Origin of the sequence: Sorangium aterium (assembly GCF_028368935.1) — a bacterium.
Classification (GTDB): Bacteria; Myxococcota_A; Polyangia; order Polyangiales; family Polyangiaceae; genus Sorangium; species Sorangium atrum.
Map to the genome: position 1 here is coordinate 1581265 of NZ_JAQNDK010000004.1, position 23910 is coordinate 1605174.

At 70.9% G+C, this 23910-nt stretch carries 18 protein-coding genes; 3 read left to right on the forward strand and 15 right to left on the reverse strand.

Annotation, left to right across the window (positions count from 1 at the left end; genetic code table 11):
• Positions 1 to 118 precede the first annotated feature (118 nt).
• Positions 119 to 499, forward strand: coding sequence for a hypothetical protein (locus POL72_RS37430; RefSeq protein WP_272101610.1), 381 nt, complete (start codon positions 119 to 121; stop codon positions 497 to 499).
• 198 nt (positions 500 to 697) lie between these two features.
• Here POL72_RS37430 and POL72_RS37435 read toward each other — a convergent pair whose 3' ends face one another.
• The 11 genes from POL72_RS37435 to POL72_RS37485 all read right to left on the reverse strand — a co-directional run bounded on the left by POL72_RS37435 (position 698) and on the right by POL72_RS37485 (position 12249).
• A complete protein-coding gene (locus tag POL72_RS37435; protein ID WP_272101611.1) occupies positions 698 to 1630 on the reverse strand; it encodes an HTTM domain-containing protein in 933 nt (310 codons plus the stop codon).
• Complete coding sequence (locus tag POL72_RS37440) at positions 1627 to 2049, reverse strand: hypothetical protein (protein ID WP_272101612.1); 423 nt, start codon at positions 2047 to 2049, stop codon at positions 1627 to 1629. Before POL72_RS37440 ends, POL72_RS37435 begins: the two co-directional genes overlap by 4 nt.
• Before the next feature lie 196 nt (positions 2050 to 2245).
• Positions 2246 to 4705, reverse strand: coding sequence for a hypothetical protein (locus tag POL72_RS37445; RefSeq protein ID WP_272101613.1), 2460 nt, complete (start codon positions 4703 to 4705; stop codon positions 2246 to 2248).
• Positions 4706 to 4849: 144 nt separating this feature from the next.
• Positions 4850 to 6115, reverse strand: a complete 1266-nt coding sequence (locus POL72_RS37450; protein ID WP_272101614.1) for a trypsin-like serine peptidase — start codon at positions 6113 to 6115, stop codon at positions 4850 to 4852.
• A gap of 283 nt (positions 6116 to 6398) precedes the next feature.
• Positions 6399 to 6974 (reverse strand): monovalent cation/H(+) antiporter subunit G, encoded by a 576-nt coding sequence (mnhG, locus tag POL72_RS37455; protein ID WP_272101615.1) that lies wholly within the window; start codon positions 6972 to 6974, stop codon positions 6399 to 6401.
• Positions 6971 to 7237 carry a monovalent cation/H+ antiporter complex subunit F gene (locus POL72_RS37460; RefSeq protein WP_272101616.1) on the reverse strand — a complete coding sequence of 89 codons (267 nt, stop codon included), beginning with the start codon at positions 7235 to 7237 and terminating at the stop codon, positions 6971 to 6973. Before POL72_RS37460 ends, mnhG begins: the two co-directional genes overlap by 4 nt.
• Positions 7234 to 7707: a Na+/H+ antiporter subunit E gene (locus tag POL72_RS37465; protein WP_272101617.1), complete on the reverse strand. Its 474-nt coding sequence runs from the start codon at positions 7705 to 7707 to the stop codon at positions 7234 to 7236. The genes POL72_RS37460 and POL72_RS37465 overlap by 4 nt, the downstream gene beginning before the upstream one ends.
• On the reverse strand, positions 7704 to 9215 hold the full coding sequence (locus tag POL72_RS37470) for a proton-conducting transporter transmembrane domain-containing protein (RefSeq protein ID WP_272101618.1): 1512 nt from the start codon (positions 9213 to 9215) through the stop codon (positions 7704 to 7706). Before POL72_RS37470 ends, POL72_RS37465 begins: the two co-directional genes overlap by 4 nt.
• Positions 9212 to 9559: a Na+/H+ antiporter subunit C gene (locus POL72_RS37475; RefSeq protein ID WP_272101619.1), complete on the reverse strand. Its 348-nt coding sequence runs from the start codon at positions 9557 to 9559 to the stop codon at positions 9212 to 9214. Before POL72_RS37475 ends, POL72_RS37470 begins: the two co-directional genes overlap by 4 nt.
• Positions 9556 to 9975, reverse strand: coding sequence for a Na+/H+ antiporter subunit B (locus POL72_RS37480; protein WP_272101620.1), 420 nt, complete (start codon positions 9973 to 9975; stop codon positions 9556 to 9558). Before POL72_RS37480 ends, POL72_RS37475 begins: the two co-directional genes overlap by 4 nt.
• 3 nt (positions 9976 to 9978) lie before the next feature.
• Positions 9979 to 12249, reverse strand: coding sequence for a putative monovalent cation/H+ antiporter subunit A (locus POL72_RS37485; RefSeq protein WP_272101621.1), 2271 nt, complete (start codon positions 12247 to 12249; stop codon positions 9979 to 9981).
• Positions 12250 to 12460: 211 nt separating this feature from the next.
• Here POL72_RS37485 and POL72_RS37490 point away from each other — a divergent pair, with 211 nt between their 5' ends.
• Complete coding sequence (locus POL72_RS37490) at positions 12461 to 14227, forward strand: glycoside hydrolase family protein (protein ID WP_272101622.1); 1767 nt, start codon at positions 12461 to 12463, stop codon at positions 14225 to 14227.
• 123 nt (positions 14228 to 14350) lie between these two features.
• On the opposite strand, the gene POL72_RS37495 is transcribed toward POL72_RS37490, so the two are convergent.
• From POL72_RS37495 to POL72_RS37505, 3 genes are all read right to left on the reverse strand, one after another.
• A complete protein-coding gene (locus POL72_RS37495) occupies positions 14351 to 16033 on the reverse strand; it encodes a response regulator (RefSeq protein WP_272101623.1) in 1683 nt (560 codons plus the stop codon).
• A 72-nt stretch (positions 16034 to 16105) separates the two neighbouring features.
• The gene (locus POL72_RS37500; RefSeq protein WP_272101624.1) at positions 16106 to 18925 is read right to left on the reverse strand and encodes a hybrid sensor histidine kinase/response regulator; all 2820 of its coding nucleotides are present in this window, start codon (positions 18923 to 18925) and stop codon (positions 16106 to 16108) included.
• Between the two features lie 56 nt (positions 18926 to 18981).
• A complete protein-coding gene (locus POL72_RS37505) occupies positions 18982 to 19998 on the reverse strand; it encodes an ABC transporter substrate-binding protein (RefSeq protein ID WP_272101625.1) in 1017 nt (338 codons plus the stop codon).
• A gap of 419 nt (positions 19999 to 20417) precedes the next feature.
• On the opposite strand from POL72_RS37505, the gene POL72_RS37510 reads away from it, so the two are divergent.
• The gene (locus tag POL72_RS37510; RefSeq protein ID WP_272101626.1) at positions 20418 to 23222 is read left to right on the forward strand and encodes a hypothetical protein; all 2805 of its coding nucleotides are present in this window, start codon (positions 20418 to 20420) and stop codon (positions 23220 to 23222) included.
• Positions 23223 to 23320: 98 nt separating this feature from the next.
• Here the strand turns inward: POL72_RS37510 and POL72_RS37515 are convergent, their stop codons facing one another.
• The gene (locus tag POL72_RS37515; RefSeq protein ID WP_272101627.1) at positions 23321 to 23887 is read right to left on the reverse strand and encodes a hypothetical protein; all 567 of its coding nucleotides are present in this window, start codon (positions 23885 to 23887) and stop codon (positions 23321 to 23323) included.
• Positions 23888 to 23910: the final 23 nt, after the last annotated feature.

A 23910-nucleotide genomic window follows, 5' to 3' on the forward strand; every position in this document is an offset into this window, starting at 1 on the left:
ACGCCTCGTTTCATCGCAGATGCATTCGGCGCGCCTCTCGGCGCAGGGCGTGCGCCCAGGAACCCGGGGAGCGGAGCAGCAGCCCGCTCCGCCGCTGTGGTGTGAAGAGCCGTGAGCCGTGAACGTGAGCCGTGAAGAAGAGGTGGAGTCGGCCGCAACAGGCGCGATGCGGGTGCGGTCCTGGTGGCTCGCCGCGGCGGCGCCGCGGTTCGACATCTTCCGGCTCGGCGATTGCAAAGCGCCCTTCATCGGCAGATGGCCGCGGGAGGAGGTCACCATGGCCTGTCATCTGGATGAATCGGACAAGCTGGTGTGGATCGAAATCGAGGGGGGCGGCACCGAGCCACGGAGGGTGCGCTGCCCCCGGTGGGCGGCGACGGTGGACGCGCGGGAGTGCTTCGCCTGTCCGCGCTACGCGACGCTCGCGATCCATCCGAGCGGGAAGAAGGTCTATCTCGTGTGCGAGCCGTTCGACGAGGAGGCGATCGAGCCCGCGTAACGGCACGTGAACCCGGAGAGCGTCCGGCCTGGGCGGCGCTGCGATAGGTGGCACTCGAGCAGTACCACGTCGACCTCGCGGGCCAGCGCACGCTCGGGCAGCGCTACGGCGAGCTGATGCCCGAGGCCTTCGGCAAGAGGTGATCGCGGCCGGGCGAGCGCGACGCCCCCGCGTGGCGCTCGCGCCCGGGAGCGCCTCTCACGATCTCCCGACCCCGATGGCTGCGCTCGCGCGGCGCGGGCGCCTCAGATCGCGCAGCTTCTCCAGCTCGAAGAACCCCGCGAACGCCACGCCGAGCAGCGGGTACGGGAACAGGATCGCCATCGTGAGCAGCACGCCGAGGTGGAAGAGCCAGGCGGCGCTGCAGAAGACGAGCGCGACGCGCCGGCTGAACAGGGCGAGCGGCGCGCCGAGCTCCATCGCCAGGCTGGCGAGCGCGAGGGGCGGGAACAGGAACCGGTAGCGGACGAGCGCGCCGCCGAGCGGAGAGTGCGTGTCGCCGAGCGCGATCTTCCGGACGTTGTCGTAAGCGATGTAGTTGCGGAGGATGTCGCTCGTCGCCCACTCGAGGCCGCTGTTCCGGAGCTTCGTGATCCCGGCGATGAAATACGACATCACCGTGATCGCGCAGAGCAGCCGGATCGGCCAGCCATAGCGGCCGTCCGGCGCCGGCGCGGGGGCGCCGGCGCGAAGCGCGGCGCGCGCGTCGAGCGAGTGTGCGTCCGCCGCGGCCCCGAGGCCGAGCGCGATGACGTGGAGCGCGAGGAGGTTCTCGGTGTGGAACACCATGCCCCAGGAGTTCCGGTAGCTCAGCACCCACAGCAGGAGCGCGCCGAAGACCGGCCCGGCGACGCGGAACCGGTAGCCCGCCACGAACGCCGCGCCGGCGGCGATCGCCGCGCCGAGCAGGCTGCGCACCGCCCAGAGGGGGAGCGGCGCGGACAGCACCGAGACCACGCCGACCGGCCTGAAGCTCTCCGCTGGCAGGTGGCCCACCCGCTGGAAGTGCACCGCGCGGACGCAGAGGTACACGAGGGCGAAGCCGCCGACCAGGAGCCGCAAGAGCGCGAGCCGCTCGGCGGGCGCCTCCGCGAAGAAGGCGCGGTCGAACCGCGCAAAGAGCCGCCTCATCGCGCGCCCACCTTGCACGTCGCGTGGAGCTTCGAGTCGACAGGGGCCTCCTGCCCTTCGAAGAACGCGACGGCATCGAAGGTGTCGGTCCGGATCTCGACCGCGACGAGATCCGCGTAGCCGTCCTGCGCCGCGACGCGCGACGCGATGCCGCGGCAGAGCGCGCGGGCCGCGCGGCCGCCCTGCCGGATGCTCTGCGCCAGCGTGGCCTTGGCCTGCAGCACCTCCTCGCTGCCCACGAGGCGCGGCGGGATCGGCCGCCGCCCGCCCCGGGAATCAACGCCCACGGCGCGCTCCACGGCGGTCTGTGCGTCGTGGCGGCCCCACGAGAACATCGGGTAGGTCGACAGCGGAAAGCTGTCCACCGGAGGGCGGCGGAACAGCGGGGCGAGCATGAGGAGCAGAAGCGCGGCGGTCACGCCGTACGCGTATGCCCGGCGCTCGCTGAAGCGAGCGGCCCCGCGCGCGGGCTCGGTCCACGGCCCGCACCGGCGCTCACGGCGTCGCCCTGCGGGCTCGGTCCACCGCCGGCGCCGGCGCTCACGGCGCCGCCCTGCGGGCTCGGTCCACCGTCGGCGCCGGCGCTCACGACGGCCGCTCCCTCGCCGCCCGCGCTCACAGAGGCCCCGCCGCCGGCGCGCTTCGCCCTGGCACGAGCCCGAGCACCCGGCCCCCGTGGCCGAGCGCGGCCCAGGCGTGCTGCACGTAATCGATGCGGATCCGGGGAGACGCCATGCTCTCGCTGAAGCCCCCCTCGATGATCACGTCGCGGCTGCACGCGAAGCAGGTCGCAGGCGACCACTGCTGCCGCACGAGGAACTCGAGCACCCGTCGCATCGACGCCCGGTCCTTCGCGAGGTCCTCGCCGCGCGCCTCCTTGACCGCCATCGCCGCGGCCAGCGCCTCGCCGAACCCCGCCGTCGCCGTGTTGTGCGGCGGCAGCACGTTGCCGAACCCGTACCCGCCCACGAGATCGGGCGTCACCCCGCTGTCCTCGTCGAGCACGAGCCGCGACTTGAACGCCACGTAATCGAGGCAGAACCGCTCGTAGTCGTCGCGGCGGTGGTGCCCGAGCGCCGCGCGCGCCGCGAGGCAGTGCCAGTTCTCCTCCATGTACACGAAATCACTGGCGAAATGATCCCAGTAGCGGTTCGCGTAGTAGTCCATGGCGCGATCGACGGCCGCGCGCACGGCGGCCGCGGGCGGGAGCTCGGGGCTCGGCTCGCGGGCGGCGAGCGCCTCGAGCAGCGTCAGCGCGAGCACCGACTGGCCGCCCTCGTAGAGCTGCGTCGGGCCGAGGACGGGCGCGACGCGCGCGAGGTCGAGCTGCGGCGCGAACCCGCCGTCGTCCCGCTGCGTCGCGAGCACCATGCGGGCGAGCCGCCCGATGAGCGCGTCGTGCGCGCGCGCGTTGTGGATGCCGTCGCGGCACGTGAGGAACGTGACGAGGGTCAGCGCCGTGGGGTTGAGGCCCGCGATCGTCCCGGGGCTGTCCGCGGGGTAAAAGAGCGCGCCGACGGAGTTGCCTTCGCCGGCCTTGCGCTCGAGCTTCGCGAGCAGCCCGAGCGAGCGCTGCACCACCTTCCCGAGCTCCGGCGTCGCTGTCGGGTCCTCGGCGCCGACCCCGAGCTCGCACAGGGCGAGCGTCGTGCCGGCCTGCCGCGCGATCGAGAACCCGTCGAACGAGGCGCGCCCGGTGAACGGGTCGACGATATAGCGGAACATGCCGTCCTTCCGCTGCGCCCCGAGGATGTAGCGCTGGGCAGCGGCCGCCGCCTGCTGCGCGGTCGCCTCGGTGAGCGGGACCGACGGCTCTCCGAGCCGCGACAGGAGGTGGAGCGCGCCCTCGTCGTCGACGGCGTAGCTGAGCGTCTCGATCCGCACGAGGCCGTCCCGCGGCGCGGCGCCGCCGGGGCTGTGGCCGCCGGGCGGCTCGGGCTCGCCGAGGGCGCGGCGCAGGACCGCGAGATCCACGCCGAAGCGGAAGTCGGGGACGCCGGCCAGCGGCGCGTTCGTGTTGAACGCGTCGAGCGCGATGAGCTGCCACGGCATGAGGCACCGCTCCGCGAGGCAGAGGCCGTCCAGCCCGGGGCGCAGCGACAGCCCGTCGAGGCCCGGCCCGGGGGAGGCGAGCGGCTGCGCGGCCGAGACCACGTCGATCTTGAGCGGGCCGCGCAGGGCCTCGGCGAGCGCGCCGCGCAGCGCCGCCGCGGCGTCCTCGCCTGGTGCGGGCTGGAGGCAGCGGGTCGCGACGGCGGCGCGCTCGGGGTCGCGGCCGGGGGCGAGGTGGGTGACGACGAGGGTGGGGCGGCCGGGCTCCGGGGGCGCGGCGCACGCGGCCGGCGCCGTGGTCAAGAGCGAGGGCGCCTTGGCCGGCGGCGGCGGCGGAGGGAGCGCGTCGAAGGATGTGAGCGCCTCGCGCAGCGCCGCCCCGGTGCGCGACGGCGCGCCGCCCGGCACGGGCACGACGTCGGCCTTGGCGACCCGGTGACGGAAGAGCAGCGAGAGCGCGGCCAGGACCATCAGCGCGGCGAGCGCGGCGAGCGCGGGCGAGGGCCGGCGCTTCGGGCGCAGCAGGCGGAGGCCGCCGGTCGAGGCGACGCCCCAGCACGCGAACGGCAGCGTGAGGAGCGCGACGACCGCCCAGACCGCGAGCAGCGCCGCCGCGATGCCGGTGCCGAGGCCGCGGTTCAGCGAGGCGACGTAGACGGCGGAGGACAGGAGCTCGAAGCTCAGGAAGGCGAGGTAGCCGAGCGAGCAGAAGGACGCCGCCCGGAAGGCGCGCGGCGCGAGCGGGTGGGCGAGGAGCGAGAGGACGGCGGTCGCGGCGTGGAGCAGGGCGAGCGCGGCGGTGACCACGGCGAAGAGCGTCCACGGCCGGAAGGGGAGGGAGAGCGCGGCCCAGGCGAAGATGGGGGCGTGCAGGGCGCTGAGCAGCCCGACGGCCCAGCGGCGCGTGGGCGGGCGCGGCGAGCCAGCGCCGCGGCTGGCGAGCGTGGGGGATTCGGGGATCGGGGGGGCGCTGTCCTCGAGCGGCTCCGAGGGCACGGGGGGATCGGTGTCGGGCGCCTGCATGGTGCGGCGACGCTTAACACGGCGCCTGGCGCGCACGATCGCCGCCGTCGCTCGAGGGCGGCGCGAGGGGCGGGCGGCCTCAAGGCGCTCGACGCCGGCGCCCTTGGCCTGGAGCGACAGGGACGCGACACGACGTCGTCCGACTCAATCGGTGGCACAGCGGATGAGGCCGCCGGCATCCGCGCAGATCGCGGACATCTCTGTTCCCCCGTTCCTGCAGGAGAGCCAAGCGACGTCGGCGAGGTGGTGGAGGCCGAACGCCCTGCCCGTGCCGGCGTCGATGATCGGCGACCCGCTCGATCCCCCTTCGCTGTCGCACGAGTAGCCGATCTGCGATCCAGAGACCGTGCCGGAGTAGGTCTGATCGATCGCGTCGATCTGGCAGCGGAGGGTATGTGCGTCATCCCTCCAGAAGCCGATCTCTTTCGGGCGCCCACCCGGGTGCTGAATGAAGTTGATGGGGTTGCCGACGCTGGGTGCCTTCGTTGTCGGTGTGAGCACGCCCCAGGTCGTCTGAGGGTTGCCCGGCAGCCTTATCAGCGTGTAGTCGAGGCCGCCTCTGGAACGGGTGCGGGTCCGGCTGTTCGTCTTGAGGAGGGAGCCGCCCATGACGCTCTCGCCTGCCGCCACCGTCGGGCCTCCGCAGGCCGTGTTCTGGTAACCAAAGCGGGTCTCGAGCGTGGTTGCCTCGTCCTGGGTGCTGATGCAATGGTTGTTGGTGATGAGCGTGGTGTTGCGGTCGTCCCCGGTTGCGACCAGCCACCCCGTGCACAGGTACATGCCGGTGCCGCGGGCGAAGAGCAGCCGCGCCACAGGCCTCTGCTGGAGGTCGAGCTCCGGGTGACACGCGATGTCCTCGCGACCCTCCGTGGCACACACGATGTCCGGCGTGCCTCCGCCGGGCCTCCTCGCGAGGGATGCGCTGCCCGGCGTCGCGTCGCCCGATGTCAAAGAAGCCGGAGCGAGCGCGATCGTCCCGTGGCCGATGTCCGCTATCGAGAACCCGTGGCCACCGCCGCTGGTGCTGTGCAGCTCGACGATCGCCGTCTCGCCGTCGACGGCGAACGCCCAGACGTCGCCGTCCCCGTTCGGGCCGCGGTCTTCGTACCGAAACGACTGCGTGCCGTCGGGGCTCGAGACGGTGACGTAATCACCCTTCGCGAGCGAGAAGTCGTCGAAGTGCACGCGCACGAACGTGGCGCCCGGCGAGGTGATCGCCTGTTTCCAGCCACCCGCGTACGGGTGGGACGTCTCGGCCGCGTACGCGATGACGTCACCCGCCCGGAGCGGACCGGGCGCTGTCTCGAGCTCGTCTGGGTCGTCGGCTCCGCCTGCGCCGGGAGCGTCCACGTTCCCGGCACACCCCGTGAGCGCGAGGAGCGACCCAGCGACCAGCATCATTCTGTTCATTACAACCCCCCTTCGTCCCGGCTCGCCGCATGGAAGCGGCGCAAGCGGACGAACCGCATAGGATAGGATAGGATGACGAGCCTGGCAAACACGCCTGCCCGCCGAGCGCCGGGGTAGTCGATCGGCGACGCCTCTCCTGGAGCGACAAACGGGTTGAAGCTGCCTGAAAGCGCGAAATTTTGACCGCCAAGACGCCAAAAGACGCCAAGGTATTTTATTGTTCTTATGGCGTCTTTGGGCGCCTTGGCGGTTAATTGCTCGCTTGAGCAACGTGATCGGTATTCTAAGCCTCGAAGATTTCACGCACGCGGCCGAGCTCTGCCGGCTCCACGAGCACTTCGAGCCTGTCGCCGGCCTCGAGGATCGTCTGGCCCCGGGGCACGACCGTCCCGCCCTCCCGGTGAACGGCGCGAATGAGCACGCCGGCAGGCAGGCCGAGCTCGGCGATACGCTTGCCGACGACGGCGGCCCCGGGCACGAGCTCGAACGTGCGGGTCCTCGGCTCTGTGCCGGCGAGGGTGTGGGTCGTCGGATCGTAATGCGCCGCGAGCTCGTTCACCACGGTCTCCGGCGAGAGGGGCGTGCTCGTCGTGTAACCGGCGCGAGCGAGCAAGTGCGTCGCCACGGGCATCGTCAGCGCCACGAACGCGATGATGACGATGGCCCGGGTGGTGACGGCCGGGTCGTAAAAGTGAAGGGCGGAGGCCGAGATGATGCACGTCATCCCCAACACCGAGGCCTTCGATGTCACCTGGAGGCGCGTGAACAGGTCCGGCATGCGCAGGATGCCCACGGCCGCGAGCAGCATGAAGACGCATCCGATGACGAGGAGCGCGCCCTCGACGAACTCGAGGATCACGACGTCTCCCCCTGTCGCTCGAGGTAGTACGCGAACGCGATGGTGCCGAGGAAAAAGATGAGCGACAGCACCATCACCGCATCGAGGAGGACGCCGCGGTCGGTCACCATCGCGTAGAGGGCGATGCCCCCGCTGCCGACCGTCGCCATGAGGTCCATGGCGACAACGCGGTCGGGGAGGCTCGGCCCGATCAGGAGGCGGATGAACGCGACGACGAACGCCACCGTGACGACGGCGATCGCGACGAGCAAGAGCGGGGTCACCGGAAGAGCTCCTTCACGCGGCGCTCGAGGTCGCTCTTGATGGTCGCGCGCAGCGCGTCGGCGCTGTCCACGAACATCGCATGGACGAAGAGGACCGTGCGGTCGCCCGAGACGTCGAGGCCAAAGGTGCCGGGCGTCAGGGCGAGGAGGATCGTCAGCACGGTGATCTCGAGATCGGTCGTCAGATCCAGGGGGACCGCGACGATGCCGGGGCGGCTCTTTCGCCTGATCGAAATGACGTCGCGGGCGACCCTGAGGTTCGCCCGCACCATCTCTCTCGCATAAAAGAGCATGAACGACAGCACCCCTGGCAGCTTCTCGAAATAGGTCGTGGGGCCGATCAGGCGCCGGAGCCAGAGGAGCAAGAGGTACCCGAGGAGGAAGCCGAAGACGAGGCCCCCCGCGGTGGCGCGGCCGGTCAGGCCCACCCAGACGATCGCCAGGAACAGATTGAGAACGAGGGCTCTCATGGGCGACCCTCCCCCAGCACGGCGCGCACGTAGTCGGTCGGATCGGCGAGCTGCGCGGCGGCCCGCCGGACGACGGCGAGGAGCGGCTCGGGCGCCATCCCGAGCGTGACGCCCAGCGCGGTCAACAGGACGACCGGCAGGTACAGGAGCGCGCTACGCCGCGCCCCGCTCTCGCGCGGGGCGAGGTCGGCCCCGGCGGGCGCGGGCTTCCAGAAGGCCTCGTTCCATATCTTCGTCATCGAAATGAGGGTGACGAGGCCGACGGCGAGGCTCGTGGCGACGACGGCCGCGGCCCCTCGCGAGCCGACGTCGAGCCCCGATCGCACCAGGATGAGCTTGGCCCAGAACCCCGACAACGGCGGCATGCCGGCGAGGGAGAGGGCCGTGACGAGGAAGCAGGCGGAGAGCCCGGGGCTCCGCGCGAGGAGCCCGCCCTGGAGGTCGAGGCGGGCGTCTTTCCCCCCGGATCGCATGATCCCGCTGATGAGGAAGAGGTTCGACTTGATGATGGCGTGGTGCAGGACGAAGAAGATCGCCCCCGAGAGGGACGACAGCGTGAACAGGCCGAGGCCCATGACCATGTAGCCGACCTGGCTCACGCTGTGGAACGCGAGGATCCGCCGGACCTCCCGGTGGGACACCGCGCCGAGCACGCCGACGGCCATGGTGAAGGCCGCGATCCCGAGGAGGAGCGCGTGGGTGGCTTCCCCGTCGCTCACGAAAAGGAGGGTGAAGCTACGCACCAGGGCGTAGACACCCACCTTCGTCAAGAGCCCCGCGAACAGCGCGGTGACCGTCACGGGAGGCGTGTGATACGAGTCCGGCAGCCAGAAGAAGAGGGGGAAGACAGCCGCCTTGATGCCGAACGCGACGAGGAAGATCATCGCGAGGGTGAACCGGATCGGCGGCGCGAGGCTCGGCAGCTTGAGCGAGAGATCGGCCATGTTGAGGGCGTGCACGGATCCGTAGAGGACGCCGAGGCCGGTGAGGAAGAGGGCGCTCGAGATCAGGTTCATCGCGACGTACTTGATCGCGCCCTGCATCTGCGGCCGCTCGTTGCCGAGCACGAGGAGCACGAAGGACGCGATCAGCGTCACCTCGAACCAGACGTACAGATTGAAGAGGTCGCCGGTGACGAAGACCCCGTTCGTCCCCATGAGGAGCGCGTGCATGAGCGGGTAGAACCCGTGCTCCCGTCGTTCGCGGTCGATGTCCGACAGGGAGTAGAGCGACGTGGCGACGGCGATGACGCCCGAGAGCAGGACCATCAGCGCCGAGAAGAGGTCGACCACGAAGGTGATGCCGTACGGCGCGGGCCAGCCTCCGAGCTGGGTCGATTGAATGCCTCCCCGGTGCACGGCGCGGAGCAAGGCGACACCGACGGCGAGCTGAAGGACGCTCCCGATGAGCCCGAGCGCGCGCTGCCTCGCCGCGCGCCGGAAGGAGAGGAGCGAGAGGGCCGCCGTGGTCAGGGGGACGAGGACGGGCAGGACGAGGAGCACCTTCATGGGCGGGTCGATTCGAGAGAGTCGATATCGTCGCTGCCCATCGTCCGATGAACGCGATGAAGGAGGACGACGGCGAACGCGACGACAGCGAAGCTGATGACGATCGCCGTCAGGATCAGCGCCTGGGCCACGGGATCGGCCGGCGGCGCGTGGAAGGCCCCTTCCCCCTTGGGGATCAGCGGGGGACGGCCGCGGACGACGCCGGCTGCCGTGAGGATGAGGAGGTTCGTGCCGTGCCCGAGCAGCACGAGGCCGAAGGCGAGCTTCACGATGCTGCGCCGGAGCATGAGGAACAGCCCCGACGCATAGAGCCCGCCGACGACGATCGCGAGGAGGACCGTCATGAGCTCATCTCCGCGGCCATGAGGAGGATCATGAGCACCATGCCCATCACGGCGGCATACACGCCGACGTCGAACAGCACCGGCGTCCCCACCGCGACGTCGCCGAGCCCCGGCACGGGGACGGTCGCCCACACGCCTTGCAGGAAGGAGCCGCCGGCGACGAGCCCGACGACGCCCGAGAGCAGGATCGTCGAGAGTCCGAGCCCCATGAGCGTCTGGGGCGCGACGCGGAGCAGCTGCCGCGTCGAGGGGACGTCGTACGCGAGGATGTGGAGCGAGAACGCCGATGCAATGATGAGCCCGCCGAGGAACCCGCCCCCGGGCTCGTCGTGGCCGCGGAGGAGCGCGTAGATCGAGACGATGATCAGGAGCACCATCAAGACCGGCGTGGCGGCGCGCAGGATGACGGAGGGCATGGCTCAGGCCCCCTTCCGCGTGCGGGTCGCGAGCAGCGCATAGACCCCGATCCCGGCCACGCAGAGGACCGTGGACTCGCCCAGCGTGTCCATCGCCCGGAAATCCACGAGGATCACGTTGACGATGTCCCGCCCGTGGGCCTCCGGGTATCCCTTCGCCACGAAGAACTCGCGCAGGATCGGCTCGGGGGAGAGCGTCGACGACATGAGGATCAATAGGGTCACCGTGACCCCGAAGATCGCGGAGACGATCGCGTCCGGGATCCACACGCGCGCGGAAGATCGGGGCACGAAGCGCGGCAGGTGGTGCAGGACGAGGACGAAGATGACGACCGTCAGCACCTCGACCATGATCTGCGTGAGCGCGAGATCGAGCGCGCTGAAGATCACGTAGACGAGCATGACGCAGAGGCCGATCGCGCCGAGCGCGGCGACGACGGCGAGGCGCGATTGCGTGCGCGTCGCCATGGCCGCGGACGCGAGGATCACGGCCGCGAGCACGAGCTCCGGGAGCGCCACCGTGAGCGACGGGATCGTGAAAGGGAGGCTCCGGAGCAGGGGCGTCCCGACGAGCACGACCGTCGTCAGGACCGTGACGAGCAGATAACGGCGCAGATGCCCCGTCTGGAGCCGCCCGGTCAGCCACTCCGCGAACCGGAGGAGCCCCTCGAAGGCAGCGTCGTACACGCGCGCAGGGCCCCAGGCTCCGAGGCGCGCGGCGGCGTCGAAGAGGCGCCCTTCGCGGCCGGAGAGGACGCGGAAGAGCCCGAGGCCGGCGACGAGGGTCGCGGCGCTGAGCCCGAGCACGGGGGTCAGGCCGTGCCACAGGTGCAATTCGAGCGGCGCAGGCCGGCCGAGGATCGCGGTCGCCGCCGCGCTCGGGAGGTCGCCGAGGAGCCGCGGCGCCACCCCGAAGACGAGGCTCGCCGCCGCGAGCGTGGCAGGCCCGAGCCACAAGGACGGCGGCGCTTCGTGGGGGAGCGTGGGCGCCGCCGGGGAGCCGCCGAAGAAGGGGCGATAAGCGACGACCAGGCTCACCACGACCAGGAGGGCGCTCGCCAGGACCGCGGCCCCGGCGAGGACCGCCGTCAGCGAGGGCGGCGAGAGGACGGCCTCGTAGAAGAGCTCTTTCGACAGGAAACCGAGGAGGGGCGGCGCCCCCGCGCTCGAGATCGCCGCCAGCACGGCCGCCGTCGCGGTGATCGGCATCCGCCGCGCGAGGCCCCGCAGACGGGTGACGTCGCGGGTCCCGGTCTCGTGGTCCAGGGTCCCCGCGGTCATGAAGAGCGCGCCCTTGTACAGCGAATGCGCGACCAGATAGACAACCGCCGCGGAGACGGCCGCCCGGGTCCCGATGCCGAGGAGCATCGTGAGGAGGCCGAGCACGCTCACGGTCGAATAGGCGAGGATCCGCTTGAGATCCTCCTGCGTGACCGCGAGCACCGCGCCAACCACCATCGTGGCGGCGCCGAAGCCCGTCACGACGAGGTACCATTCGCGCGTCGCGCCCAGCGTGGGATGCAGGCGCGCGAGCAGATAGACGCCGGCCTTCACCATCGTGGCAGAATGCAGGTAGGCGCTGACCGGCGTGGGCGCCTCCATCGCCCGAGGGAGCCAGAAATGAAAGGGCACCTGCGCTGATTTCGTGAACGCTCCCGCGAGCACGAGGAGCAGGATCGGCAGGTAGAGGGGGCCTCCGCGGACGACGTCCCCCGAGAACCGCGAGATCTGCGTCTCTCCCGTGACCACGACGAGGAGGACGAGGCCCGCGAGCATGGCGAGCCCGCCGCCGCCCGTCACGAGGAGCGCCGTCAAGGCGGCTTTGCGCGCCTCCGGCCGCTCGTGGTCCCACCCGATGAGGAGATACGAGCTCACGCTCGTGAGCTCCCAGCACACGAAGAGGAGAATGACGTCGTCGGCGAGCACGAGGCCCGCCATGGACCCTGTGAACAGGAGCAGGTAGGCGTAAAACCGCCCGAGCCGCGGGTGCGAGCGCAGGTATCCGCTCGCGTACACGAAGATCAGCGCCCCGATGCCGCAGATGAGCCCGAGGAACACGAGCGAGAGCCCATCCAGCCTCACCGCGAGCTCCACGCCGAGCGACGGGATCCACGGCAGCGACGTGGGATGGGCCTCGGCGACGAACGCAGTCGCGAACACGAGCACCTGGAGCGGGAGCGCCGCGAAGAGCCAGCCGGCCGGGCGCCCGAGCCCGCGATAGAGGGCCGGCGCCAGCAGCGCTCCGACGAACACGCTCAGGACAGCCCACAGCATCGCAGCAGGTTCCCCTTCGATGCCGGCGAGGGGCCGAGGCGTTCGAGCCCACGGCCTACCGAGCGAGCTCGACGCGCTGTTTGCCCTCGCTCCCGCGGCGCCGGCGAGCGCGACCGGGCGAGCGCGCCGCGCCGAGCAGCCCGCCTCGTTGCGGCCGCGCGCTCGATGGCTGTGCCGCGATGCGCGGCGGGCGCAGAGCATCGGATGCGGCATGGATGCGCAGCGCGCAAAGGCGAGGCCCGCCGCCCGCCGCCCGCTCGCGGCGCTGCTCCTCGCAGCGCTGCTCCTCCTGGCGAGCTGCGGCCGGGCGCCCGCCGCCCGCCGGGTGGAGCCGCGCGTGCGGGCCGTCCTGGAGGCGCGCGGCGCGCCTGCGCTCCCGGCGCCGCCGGCCGCGGAATCGGTCCCGCTGCTGCTCGTCGCCGACGCCGCGCCCGCGCCCGCGCCCGCGAAGCGCCCGCCGGGAGCGGCGCCGCCGGCGCCGGAGGCCGTCGTGTCGGCGGCCGTGCCGTTCGCGCCGGGCGCGCTGCGCGACGTCCGGTTCATCCGGCTGCGCGACGCGCGCGGCGCGGCGGTCCCGCTCCGCGCGAAGCCGCTCGCGGTCTGGCCCAGGGGCGGCTCGATCCGCAGCGCGCTCCTCGTCTTCGGCGCCGCGCTCGCGCCCGGAGAACGAGCGATCTACACCCTGGATTTCGGCGCCCCTTCGCCATCATCCCCCTCGCAGCGCGCCGACCGCCCACCCACCCAGGCGCCCCCGGCCCCCCGGCTCACCCAGGTCCCGCAGCCCTTCCAGGTCCCTCCGGCGGCCGTGCTCGACGAGGCGCTCCTGCCGAACCCGGACGGGCCCATCGCGGCCGTGCTGCCGCCGTCGTGGTACGCGGCGAGCCTGGTGTCCGGGCCGCAGCTGCCGGCGATGGACGATCGCCGCTTCCCCGGGTTCGAGGCCGGCATCGAGGGCGCGCTCGCCCGCATGACGCCCGCGTACGACGCGTACGGCGTCACCTGCTCGGCCCCGTACCGCACGTACTACGACGGCCCGCACGCGCTCTACCAGCGCTTCCTCCGCAACGGCGACGCCGCCCGCTACCGCCGCGCGCGCGCCGAGGCCGTCTGGTACCGGCAGCACGAGCTCAGGTTCTCGCCCGATCGCCGCCTCGCGGTCCACGTCTGCGAGCGGGAGGACTGGACCCCGGCGGCGCCCCTCTCCTGGCAAGTCCTCCGGCGCATGCTCGGCCAGGGCATGGTCGACGACTACCTGCTCACCGGCGATCCGGCGGCCAGGGAGGCCGTCCTCGCCATGGGCGAGGCCCTCCGGCAGAACCAGGCCGCGCTCACGGGCGGAAGGGAAGACGTGCTGCGCGTGACCGAGCGCAACATGGCCTGGGTGATGATGACCCTGTCGAGCTACTACGCGCTCGACCCGCGGCCGGAGCTCCTGTCGGCGCTGCGGGGGCTCGCGGATCGCACGGTCGCGTGGCAGCAGCAGGGCGCGTCGGGCGCGTTCGAGCACGACCTGACCCGCGCCGACCCGTCGGAGTGCGAGCGCGGCCCGCGCGGCGGCTCCCCGTTCATGACCGCGCTGCTCGTCGACGCGCTCATGGACTACCACGCGCTCACCGGCGACCCGCGGGTCCGCGACGTGGTCGCGCGCGCGGCGGATTGGCTCGCCGAGCGCGCCATCACCTCGGACGGGCGCGCGTTCCGGTACCTGTGGGGCTGCGAGACCGACGCGTACGACGACAGCGGGACCGCCGACCTCAACCTGCTGATCGTGCCCGTGTTCGGCGCCGCCTACGCGCTGACGCGCGATCCGCGGTGGATCGAGGTGGGCGACGCGCTGGCCGACGTCGGCGTGAAGGAGATGCTGGTCAAGGAGCCCAAGCACTGGAACCAGGCCATGCGCGCGTTCGGGCGCTACCTGGGGTACCGGGCGGCGCTCCCCGGCGCGGCGAGCGAACGGCAGCAATCTGCCGGTCGCTAGAGCGACGGTCACCCGCTTCGGATACGGGCCCACCTCGGCGTTTTCGGTGCTCAGCGCACCGGAGTGCGCTTGCGCGCCGAAAACGCCGATCTGGGCCCGTCTCCTGTGCGGGTGACCGTCGCTCTAATGGCCGTGTCTGCGCCCGGGCGCGGCGCCGTTGCGGGCGTGCGTGCCGTTGACGTGCAGGCCCGCCCTGCCGTCGCCGGCTTGCTGGAGCGCATAGCCGATGCCGCTCTGGAGCGTCCCCTTGGTCACCACGGCGCCGAGATCGACGCCCAGATCGATGAGCGTCTGCGCCAGCTCCGCGCGGATGCCGGTGATCACCGTCTTCGACCCGAGCAGCCGCAGCGCCGTCGCCGTGCTCATCAGCGTGCTCGCGACCGCCGAGTCGAGCACCGTCACCCCGGTGACGTCGAGGATGACGACCTTCGCCCGGTTCGCCTGGACGCCGTTCAGCGCCACCTCGAGCGCCTGCTGCGCTCGCGTGGAGTCGATCGTCCCGATGAGCGGCATCACCATGATGTGATCGGTGATCGGGATGAGCGGCGTCGAGAGCTCCGCAAGCCGGGCGCTCTGCGCCTCGATGACCTCCGCCTGAAGCGCGGCGCGCTCCTCCTCGGCCCGGGCGCGCTCCCCCTCGGCCCGGGCGCGCTCGACGAGCTCCAGCTGCAGGCGCTCGTTCGTCTGGCGGAGCTCCTCCGTCTGGCGCGCGACCTCGGTCTCCAGGCGCTCGTTCGAGCGGCGGAGCTCGGACGTCATCTCCGCCAGGTGCCCATAAAGCAGGGCGTTCTTCACGGCCACCGCCGCCTGGGAGGCCAGGAGCCCGAGCGTCTCCAGCTGCGCCGCGAGCAGCGGCTCCGGCGCCGCGTCGCCCTCGATGTAGAGGACGCCGATCAGCTCTCCCTGGCACATCATGGCCAGACAGAGGATCGACCTCGGCCCCTTCTCCGCGAGGTACCGCGCGTCCGCCGGGCGAGCGTCGCGGCTCGTGTCCCAGACGAAGATCGATTGCCGGGCCCTCGCGACCTCCTCCACGAGCGACACAGCGAGATCGACCCCCGGGCCCACCGGCGTCGAGAGCCCGAGCACCACCGTGTCCGGATCGCTCGTGATCGACGCCTCGATCACCAGCCCGGACTCGCGCGAGAGGACGAGGACGCCCTTCCGCGCGCCGGCGTGCTCCAGCGTGAGCCGCATCAGCCGGTCGAGCACGTCGTCGAGGACGATCTCGCCCGAGACCGCCTGCGCCGCGCGGATGACCGTCGCCATCTGCGCCTGCGCCTGCGTGAGCCCCGCGAGCGCGCTCTCCAGCGCGACCGTGCGCTCTCCCACGCGCCTCTCCAGCTCCTGCGTGAGCCGCTGGAGGGCCGCCTCCGCCGCGATCCGCTCGTCCACCTGCGCGGCCAGGTGCATCGTCAGCCTCCTGAGCTTCGTGTGCACCCGGACGCGCGCGAGCAGCTCCTCGTCCAGGAACGGCTTGGCGAGGTAATCGACGGCCCCGAGGTTCAGGCCCTTCACCCGGTCCGCGGACAGGTCCGTGCTCGCCGTCATGAAGATGACGGGGATCGCGGCCGTGGCCGGGTCGCCCTTCAGCTGGCGGCACGTCTCGAATCCATCCATCCCATCCATCTTCACGTCGAGCAGGATGAGATCCGGCATCCCCTCCCGCGCGAGCCGCAGGGCGCGCGCGCCGTCCACCGCCACCGCGACCTCGAAGCCTGAGCCCGTCAGGGTATCGGACAAGAGACCGAGGTTCCTCGGGTTGTCGTCCACGATGAGTATCGTCCCGGCGTCACTGGCATCCATCGTTCTACCCTCCAGGAACAGGAAGCGCGCGCTCCCATCGCCACAACCAAGGCGCGCGCCGTCCAAGCAACGTCAATCGCGTAGGTGCATCTTGATGAAATCTTCAACGGCTTCCATCTTGAAATCCTGCATCAGGCGGCGCAGGTGCCTGCAAAACGGCGCGAGCTTCGGATCGGCGCGATCGAGCCTGTCGAGGTGCTTCTGGAGCTGGTTGAAGAGCCCTCTGTGCGCGAGATCGAAGAGGCTCCGCAGATCCTCGGCGGCGGGGGCGGTCACCTGCGGATCTGCGCCGCCGGCGAGCTCGGGTGCGCTCGGGTCGCGGTGGGCGTCGGCGGGCGCCTCGCCCATTGCGCCGGGATCGCCCTGCTGCTCGTAGATCCACGAGACCCCGAGGTGCCGCTGGATCTTGTCGAAGAGCTCCTCCAGCTGCAGCGGCTTCGGGAGGAAATCGTCGGCGCCCGCGGCCAGGCTCTTGTCCTGATCGGAAAGGAAGACGCTCGCGGACGACGCGAAGATCTTCAATCCTGCTCGATCCGGCGCCTTCCGGAGCAGCCGGATCATCTCCCAGCCGTCGAGCTCCGGCATCGCGAGGTCCGTGACCACCAGGTCGAACTCGCGCTCGGACGCCGCCGCGAGGCCCTCCTTGCCGTCCGTGGCCTCGGACGTCTCGAACCCGACGGACTGCAGCATCTTCACGAGCACCGCGCGGTTCTCGGGCTTGTCGTCGACCACGAGGACCTGCCGCCGCCTGCCCTCGTAATCGACGATCGCCGACGCGGGCCGGAGCGCCGTGGGCTGGGTTCGCCGGGGCGACTCGGCGAGGATCACGTCCATCCAGAACACGCTCCCCTTGCCGGGCTCGCTCCTCACCTCGATGGAGCTGCCGAGCAGCTTCATGATCCGCTGGCTGATCGCGAGCCCGAGCCCCGTCCCGTCGACGCGGCGCTTGCCGTCGCTGGCTTGCTTGAACGGCAGGAAGATCTGGTCGAGCTGATCCGGGCTGATGCCCGTCCCTGTGTCCTCGATCTCGAAGCGCACCCGGTGCGTCCTGCGCGGCGCGCTCTGGATCGCGGCGGAGTCCGGCGCGGAGGCGTGCGGCGGGCGCGGCCCGTCGCCCAGCCGCTTGATCGTGAAGGAGACGCGGCCCTTCTCGGTGAACTTCACGGCGTTGCCGAGCAGGTTGATCAGCACCTGCCGCAGCCGCCGCTCGTCGGCGACCACGTCGGTGGGGAGCTCGGGATCGGGCGTATACACGAGCGCGATGCCCTTCTCCTCGGCGCGGATGCGGCAGATCTCGGCCGTCGATCGCAGGAACGAGGGCAGGTGGAAATCGTTCGCGTGGGCCTCCATCGCCTGCGCCTCGATCTTCGCCAGATCGAGGACGTCGTTGATCAGCGTGAGCAGGTGGGCGCCGGAGCGATGGATGATGTCGATGCCGCGCAGGTCCTGCTCGCCCAGCCCGCGCGAGCGCCGGAGGATCTGCGCGTAGCCGAGGATGCCGTTGAGCGGCGTCCTGAGCTCGTGGCTCATGTTGGCGAGGAAGTCGCTCTTCGCCTTGTTGGCGGAGTCCGCGGCGATCTTCGCCTCCTTCAGCTCGGCCGTGCGCTGCTCGACGCGGTGCTCGAGCTCCTCGAATGACCCCTGGATCTGGCGCGCCATCTGGTTGAAGGCCTCCGCCAGCGTGCCCATCTCGTCGTGGGATCGCACCTCGACCGCAGTGTCGAGCCTCCCGCTCGCCAGCTGCGACGCCGCCTGGGCGAGGCGGGTGATCGGCCTCGTCAGGACCTGCGCCATCAGGACGGCGACCGCCGTGACGATCGCGGCGATCAGCGAGGCGAGCAGCAGCGCGTCGCGCGTCGTCTTCTCCTCGATGGGCTCGAGGAACGCCGCCTCCGGCCGCACGAACGCCACCGTCCACGGCGGCTTCTTCATGCCGTCGAAGGCGCTCACGCGCGCGAGGGCCACCGCGCTCATGGGGACGTCCCTCGCGGCCATGCGAGCCCGCAGGAAGCGGCTCGCCGCCGAGGTCGGGTCCTGCTCGAGCTCGAACCGGCGCAGCCCCTCGTCGAAGGCCTGCACGTCGGTCGACAGCTCCGCGGGCGGCTTGTCCGGCAGCCGCCGCTCCGCCTTGAGCCGGCCTTCGAGGTCCGGGCCGAGCGGTACGAGCGACTTGAACACGAGCTCCGGAGCGCGGCCGTGCGCCAGGCGGACGTGGTGCTCGTCGAGGAGGATCGCGAACGCGTCCGACGCCTTCAGGAGCTGCGTCTGGGAGAGGATGATCCGCTGGACGGCGGACAGGTTGTAGGTGCACCGGAGCACGCCGATCGTCTTCTTCTTGTTCAGCGCGTCGCGGACTGGGCTGCTGAAGACGAGCTGGGGCACCTCGCCGGCGAACACGACCGACGACGCGTAGGGCAGGCCCGTCTCCATCGCGCGGACGAAGTAGTCCCTCCTGGATTCGTCCCTCTCCGCGGGCGTCTGCACCGTGTCGAGGACGTTGTGCCCGCGCTGGTCGAGCAGCGCATAGGAGAGGATGTTGATCGTGTCCTTCCGGATGAGCCCGTGCAGCGTCCTCGACGCGAACGCATGCGCCTCGCTCCCGCTCCGCCGGTCCTCGTCGTCGAGGCTCAGGTAGCTGGTCAGGCCAGGCAGGCGGGCCTCGACGCGGACCGCGTCCAGGTTGCTCTCGACGAAATCGTCGACGCTGGTCGCGGCCTGCGACGCGGCCGCGGCGAGCGCCTGGTTGGCGCTCTCGGTCAGCACCGCCTCGTTGGTCCGCTTGTTCAGGAGCGTGAGGATCGAGAGCGGCGCGAGCGCGACCGTCAAGAGCGCCACGATCAGCTTCATGCGGAGGGTGATGAGCGGGGCCTGCTGCTGCATTGCGCGACTCATGGCGTTCGTCGAACCTCCGTGGCGATGCTGTCCAGGTGCTCCGCGGGCCGCGGCGATCACTCCCGGTTCGTGGCGGGCGGCAGGAACGACGAATCGAAGATGTTGTCGAGGTCCGGGCGGCGCCCCAGCTGCCCGTCCTGGACAAGGAAATCGATGTGCTTGTTGACGAGGGGGGCCAGCGACGTGGGGTCGTTGTTCGGGGCGAACCTCCGTCGGACCTCCTCCAGCGAGAAGAGCTCGTATCCGTCCGTGCTGATGTCCGAGGCCGGGATCTTGAGCGCCTTCGCGATGATCTCGTTGCCCTCCTGCGGGTGGGCCTTCCAGAACTCGACGGCCTGAAACCAGGCCCGGATGAAGGCGCGGACATCGTCGGGCCGGTCGCGCAGCACCGTGCTGCGGAAGAGCGTGAAGTCGGCGAACAGCCCGGGCGTCTCCTTGCTCGAGAAGACCGGCTTGGCGCCGGATTTTGCCGCCTGCGTGACATAGGGCTCCCAGGTGTGCCCAGCCTGGATTGTATTGTTCGCCAGGAACGGAGCGACGTCCGTCTCGCTCACGTTGACCAGCGTCACGTCGTCGATGGCGAGGCCGTTCCTCTCCAGCATCTCGCTGACGAGCATTTCGCCCATGGCGCCGGTCTTGGCCGCGATCTTCTTCCCCTTGAGATCGGAGATCGTCTGGATCTCCGGCCGCGCCATGATGACGTCGGCGCCCGCCGTCTGGCCGGAGTAGAGGACGACCCGCGCATCGGGCTCCCTCGCGAGGATGCGCACGACGACCTCCATGGTCCACGGCAAGCCGTCGACCTTGCCCGCCGTGAAATCGGAGATCATGCCGTAGAGATCCGGGTTGAAGACGAGCTCCACGTCGACGCCCTGCTGGTCGAAGAAGCCCTTCTCCTCGGCGATCGACAGCGGGAAGTACCCGAGCCAGTAGCCGTGGCTGAAGCGGAGCGGCGGCCGCGCCTCCTTGCCCCGATCGCCGGGCGACGGATCCGGCTGGCACGCCGAGGCGAGGACGGACAGCGCGGTGACCGTGAGCCATCCGAGGGTGCGTCGCACAGCCGATGTCTTCATGGTCGGGGCTCCTTCCCGGGGCGTGCAGAGCGCGTGTCGAACGGGCGCGCGACGGGCTCCCGCCGCGCGCCGTGATCCCGGCGCCGAGACGACGGCCCGACTGCGAGGCCCCCCTGCATGTTGCGCAGCCTACCATGAACCGACGCGGCGCCGCGATGCCCGGCGACCGGATCACGGCGATCCCGGGGCTGTCTCGAGGAGCGCCGACGCCGTCTGCCCGAGAGGACTGCCTCGCACCGCCGCGGCCCCTCGGTAGGTTGCTCGGCGCAGGTGTGCCGAAGGCATCGATTGCTGAAGCAAAACCATTGCGATATTGCAATGCGAGCCGGCCACGACTACCTTTCAATAACCTTCGCGCCTTATCGTCTGCTTGCCATTCGAAATCATGTGAGGAGAACCCCACTCATCGGAGGTGACTCATGGCCTCGTACTTTGTCGTGCGCGACGTCCTCTCCCGTCTCGTCGCGGCGTCGGCGCTGCTCGTGGGCCTCGCGGCCGGCCGATCCGCCGAGGCGGCGTCGTCTTTCACCCTCTTCGAGAGCGGCCATGTGCGTCCGCTCGCGCTCTCCCCCGACGGAAAGCTGCTATTCGCCGTGAACACACCCGACAACCACCTCGAGGTGTATCGGGTCAAGGATCAGGGTATCGAGCACCGCGCCTCCATCCCCGTCGGCCTCGAGCCGGTGGCGGTGGCGGCGCGGAGCGATACCGAGGTCTGGGTCGTCAACCACCTGTCGGACAGCGTGAGCGTCGTCGAGCTGTCCCAGGGGGCGCGCTCGGGCCGGGTCGTGCGGACGCTGCTCGTGGGCGACGAGCCGCGGGATATCGTGTTCGCAGGCCCAGGAAAGCGCCGCGCGTTCATCACGACGGCGCATCGCGGACAGAACATCCCGTTCGACCCCCAGCTCACCAGCCCCGGCGTGGGCCGGGCGGACGTCTGGGTCTTCGACGCCGACCGCCTCGGCACGACGCTCGCCGGCGCGCCGCTCACGATCGTCACGCTGTTCAGCGATACCCCGCGGGCGCTGGCGGTGACGCCGGACGGCAGCAAGGTGTATGCGGCGGCCTTCCACTCCGGGAACCGCACCACCTCGCTCCACGAGGGCTTGATCCCGAACGGCGGAGAGGCGGCGGGGGGCGTGCCCGGGCCGGCCACCAACGCGGAGGGGATCCCGCACCCGGAGACGGGGCTCATCCTCAAGTTCAATGGTGTCCACTGGGTCGATGAGCTGAACCGCGTCTGGGACAGCTCCGTCCGGCTCTCGCTGCCCGACAAGGACGTGTTCGTCATCGACGCGAACGCGAGCCCGCCGAGGCAGCTGCCCGGCGCCGCGGGGTTCTACACCGGCGTCGGCACCATCCTCTACAACATGGCGGTCAACCCGGTCAGCGGGAAGGTGTACGTGTCGAACACCGAGGCGGGGAACGAGAAGCGCTTCGAGGGGCCCGGGATCTTCGCCGGCCACACGATACGAGGCCACCTGCACGAGAGCAGGATCACCGTCCTCGGCCCGGCGGGCAGCGTCACGCCGAGGCACCTCAACAAACACATCGATTACGACGCCTGCTGCGCCCCGGTGCCGAACGTCGAGAACCAGAAGAGCCTCGCGCTCCCGCAGCAGATGGCCGTCACGGGCGACGGCAAGACGCTGTACGTGGCGACGATCGGGTCGTCCAAGATCGGGGTGTTCAGCACCGCTGCCCTGGAGAACAACACCTTCACGCCGAGCACCTCCAAGCAGATCCCGGTGCCCGGCGGCGGCCCGACGGGGCTCCTGCTCGACGAGGCGCGGCGGCGCCTGTACACGATCACGCGCTTCGACAATGCGATCTCGATCCTCAGCACGACGACCAGGGCAGAGATCGCGCACGTGCCGATGCACAACCCGGAGCCGCCGAGCGTGGTCGCCGGCCGCCGGTTCCTCTACGACGCGTCGTTCGCGTCGAGCCACGGCGACTCGTCGTGCGCGAGCTGCCATGTTTACGGCGACTTCGACAGCCTGGCGTGGGACCTCGGGAATCCGGACGAGGTGGTCCTGGACATCCCGGGGCCGTTCGAGTCCCACCCGCTGGACTTCGGGATACTCGACACCCACCACCCGATGAAGGGGCCGATGACGACGCAGAGCCTCCGCGGCATGGCGAACCACGGGCCGATGCACTGGCGCGGCGATCGCACCGGGGGCCGCGACGAGCCGAGCGCGCATCCGGACAGCGGGACGTTCGACGAGGTGGCGGCGTTCCTTGAGTTCCAGGCGGGGTTCACGGATCTCGTGGGAAGGAGCGAGTTCATCCCCGAGGCCGACATGCAGGCGTTCGCCGATTTCATCCTGCAGGTCACCTATCCGCCCAACCCGATCCGGGCGCTGGACAACTCGCTCACGCCGGCGCAGCAGGCTGGGCGCAGCTTCTTCTTCAACAACGTGTCCGATTTCAGCGAGGAGGGCACCTGCGTCTCGTGCCATGTGCTCGACCGCCACGCGAACGAGGAGTTCGGCGTCGATGCGCCGGGCTTCTTCGGCGGGGATGGCCGGTACACGTTCGACCTGGAGACCGAGGCCTTCAAGTCGCCGCACTTCCGCAATCTGTACCAGAAGGTCGGCATGTTCGGGATGGCGAACAACGATCTCTTCCCGGGCAGCGACGCGTTCCTGGGCGATCAGGTCCGCGGGTTCGGCTTCAACAACGAAGGGGGCGTCCCGACGCTCTTCCGCTTCGTGAGCTCGGCGACCCCCGACATGGGGTTCAACCAGTCGCCGCTCACCCCGGGCGGGTTCCCGCCGGGGCCGGAGGGCGACGTGATGCGGCGCCAGGTGGAGCAGTTCCTGCTCGCGTTCGACAGCAACCTGGCGCCGATCGTCGGGCAGCAGGTGACGCTCACCCGGAACAACGCGGCCGTGGTTGGGCCGAGGATCGATCTGCTCCGCGCGCGGGCCGATGCAGGGGAGTGCGATCTCGTGGTCAAGGGATCGGACGACCACGAGACGGCGGGATTCCTCTACGTCGGCGCGGGCCTGTTCATCGGCGACCGGCTCTGCGACGCGCCGATCCGCGACGCGGCGCTGCGGCACCGGGCCTCTCGCAATCGGGGCGAGCTGACGTACACGTGCGCGCCGCCTGGCTCGGGGGAGCGGATCGGGCTGGATCGCGACGGCGACGGATTCCGCGACGGCGACGAGGAAGACGAGGGCAGCGACCCGGCAGACCCGTCGAGCACGCCCTGAGGGTCGCGCCGCGCCCCTCGCTCGCGCGGCTGGCCACGTCATCGCTACGCAGCTCGTCGCTCGGGGCGGCCTGGCGACGAGCTGCGCGAGGGGCGACGCTACCCCGCCGGCCGGAGCCGGAACGCGCCGCAGTCGGGGTGCTCGATGCGCCCGGCGAAGAGCGAGCCGTCGAACGCGAGGTCGCCCTTCATGCCCACGGTGACGTAGTTGGGCGGGCGCTCGAGCCAGGCGCCGGGCGAGAACGATGCGGTCCGCGTCTCGGCGTCGTAGCGGCCGCTCATGAGGTATTTGCCGGCGGCGCCGGACTCGGCATGATGAAAGCCGAACACGGCCTTGATCCTGTCGCCCTTGACCTCCAGGATCCGGAACGTCATCTCGGTCGTGCCTTGCGGGCAGTCGTAATCGCCGATCCAGGTCCGCGTCCGCTCGAACGGGTTGTCACCGGGGAATTCGTCCGGCACCCAGCCGTCGGCCGCCGTTGTCGCCGGCGCCGGGGGCGGATCCTGGAGGACGATGTAGATCGTCTCGGCGGCGGGCGGCGGCTCCGGCGCGCGCGGCTCGGCCAGCGTCGGCGCGGGGCCGCACCCGGCCAGCAGGAGGGCCGCGCACGCGGCGCAGCGCAGGGCCGAGCGCCGTCGGGGAGCGGGGGCGTTCGCGGTACCCATGCGCGGGAGAGTACCACGGGGAG

Excerpts from the sequence above, each read along its gene's own strand:
- POL72_RS37495 (WP_272101623.1), bottom strand. The coding sequence starts at position 16,033 with ATGGATGCCAGTGACGCCGGGACGATACTCATCGTGGACGACAACCCG.
- POL72_RS37470 (WP_272101618.1), bottom strand. The coding sequence starts at position 9,215 with ATGAAGGTGCTCCTCGTCCTGCCCGTCCTCGTCCCCCTGACCACGGCG.
- POL72_RS37475 (WP_272101619.1), bottom strand. The coding sequence starts at position 9,559 with ATGACGGTCCTCCTCGCGATCGTCGTCGGCGGGCTCTATGCGTCGGGG.
- POL72_RS37505 (WP_272101625.1), bottom strand. The coding sequence starts at position 19,998 with ATGAAGACATCGGCTGTGCGACGCACCCTCGGATGGCTCACGGTCACC.
- POL72_RS37465 (WP_272101617.1), bottom strand. The coding sequence starts at position 7,707 with ATGAGAGCCCTCGTTCTCAATCTGTTCCTGGCGATCGTCTGGGTGGGC.
- POL72_RS37490 (WP_272101622.1), top strand. The coding sequence starts at position 12,461 with ATGGATGCGCAGCGCGCAAAGGCGAGGCCCGCCGCCCGCCGCCCGCTC.
- POL72_RS37515 (WP_272101627.1), bottom strand. The coding sequence starts at position 23,887 with ATGGGTACCGCGAACGCCCCCGCTCCCCGACGGCGCTCGGCCCTGCGC.
- POL72_RS37485 (WP_272101621.1), bottom strand. The coding sequence starts at position 12,249 with ATGCTGTGGGCTGTCCTGAGCGTGTTCGTCGGAGCGCTGCTGGCGCCG.
- POL72_RS37480 (WP_272101620.1), bottom strand. The coding sequence starts at position 9,975 with ATGCCCTCCGTCATCCTGCGCGCCGCCACGCCGGTCTTGATGGTGCTC.
- POL72_RS37500 (WP_272101624.1), bottom strand. The coding sequence starts at position 18,925 with ATGAGTCGCGCAATGCAGCAGCAGGCCCCGCTCATCACCCTCCGCATG.
- POL72_RS37450 (WP_272101614.1), bottom strand. The coding sequence starts at position 6,115 with ATGAACAGAATGATGCTGGTCGCTGGGTCGCTCCTCGCGCTCACGGGG.
- POL72_RS37510 (WP_272101626.1), top strand. The coding sequence starts at position 20,418 with ATGGCCTCGTACTTTGTCGTGCGCGACGTCCTCTCCCGTCTCGTCGCG.
- POL72_RS37445 (WP_272101613.1), bottom strand. The coding sequence starts at position 4,705 with ATGCAGGCGCCCGACACCGATCCCCCCGTGCCCTCGGAGCCGCTCGAG.
- POL72_RS37435 (WP_272101611.1), bottom strand. The coding sequence starts at position 1,630 with ATGAGGCGGCTCTTTGCGCGGTTCGACCGCGCCTTCTTCGCGGAGGCG.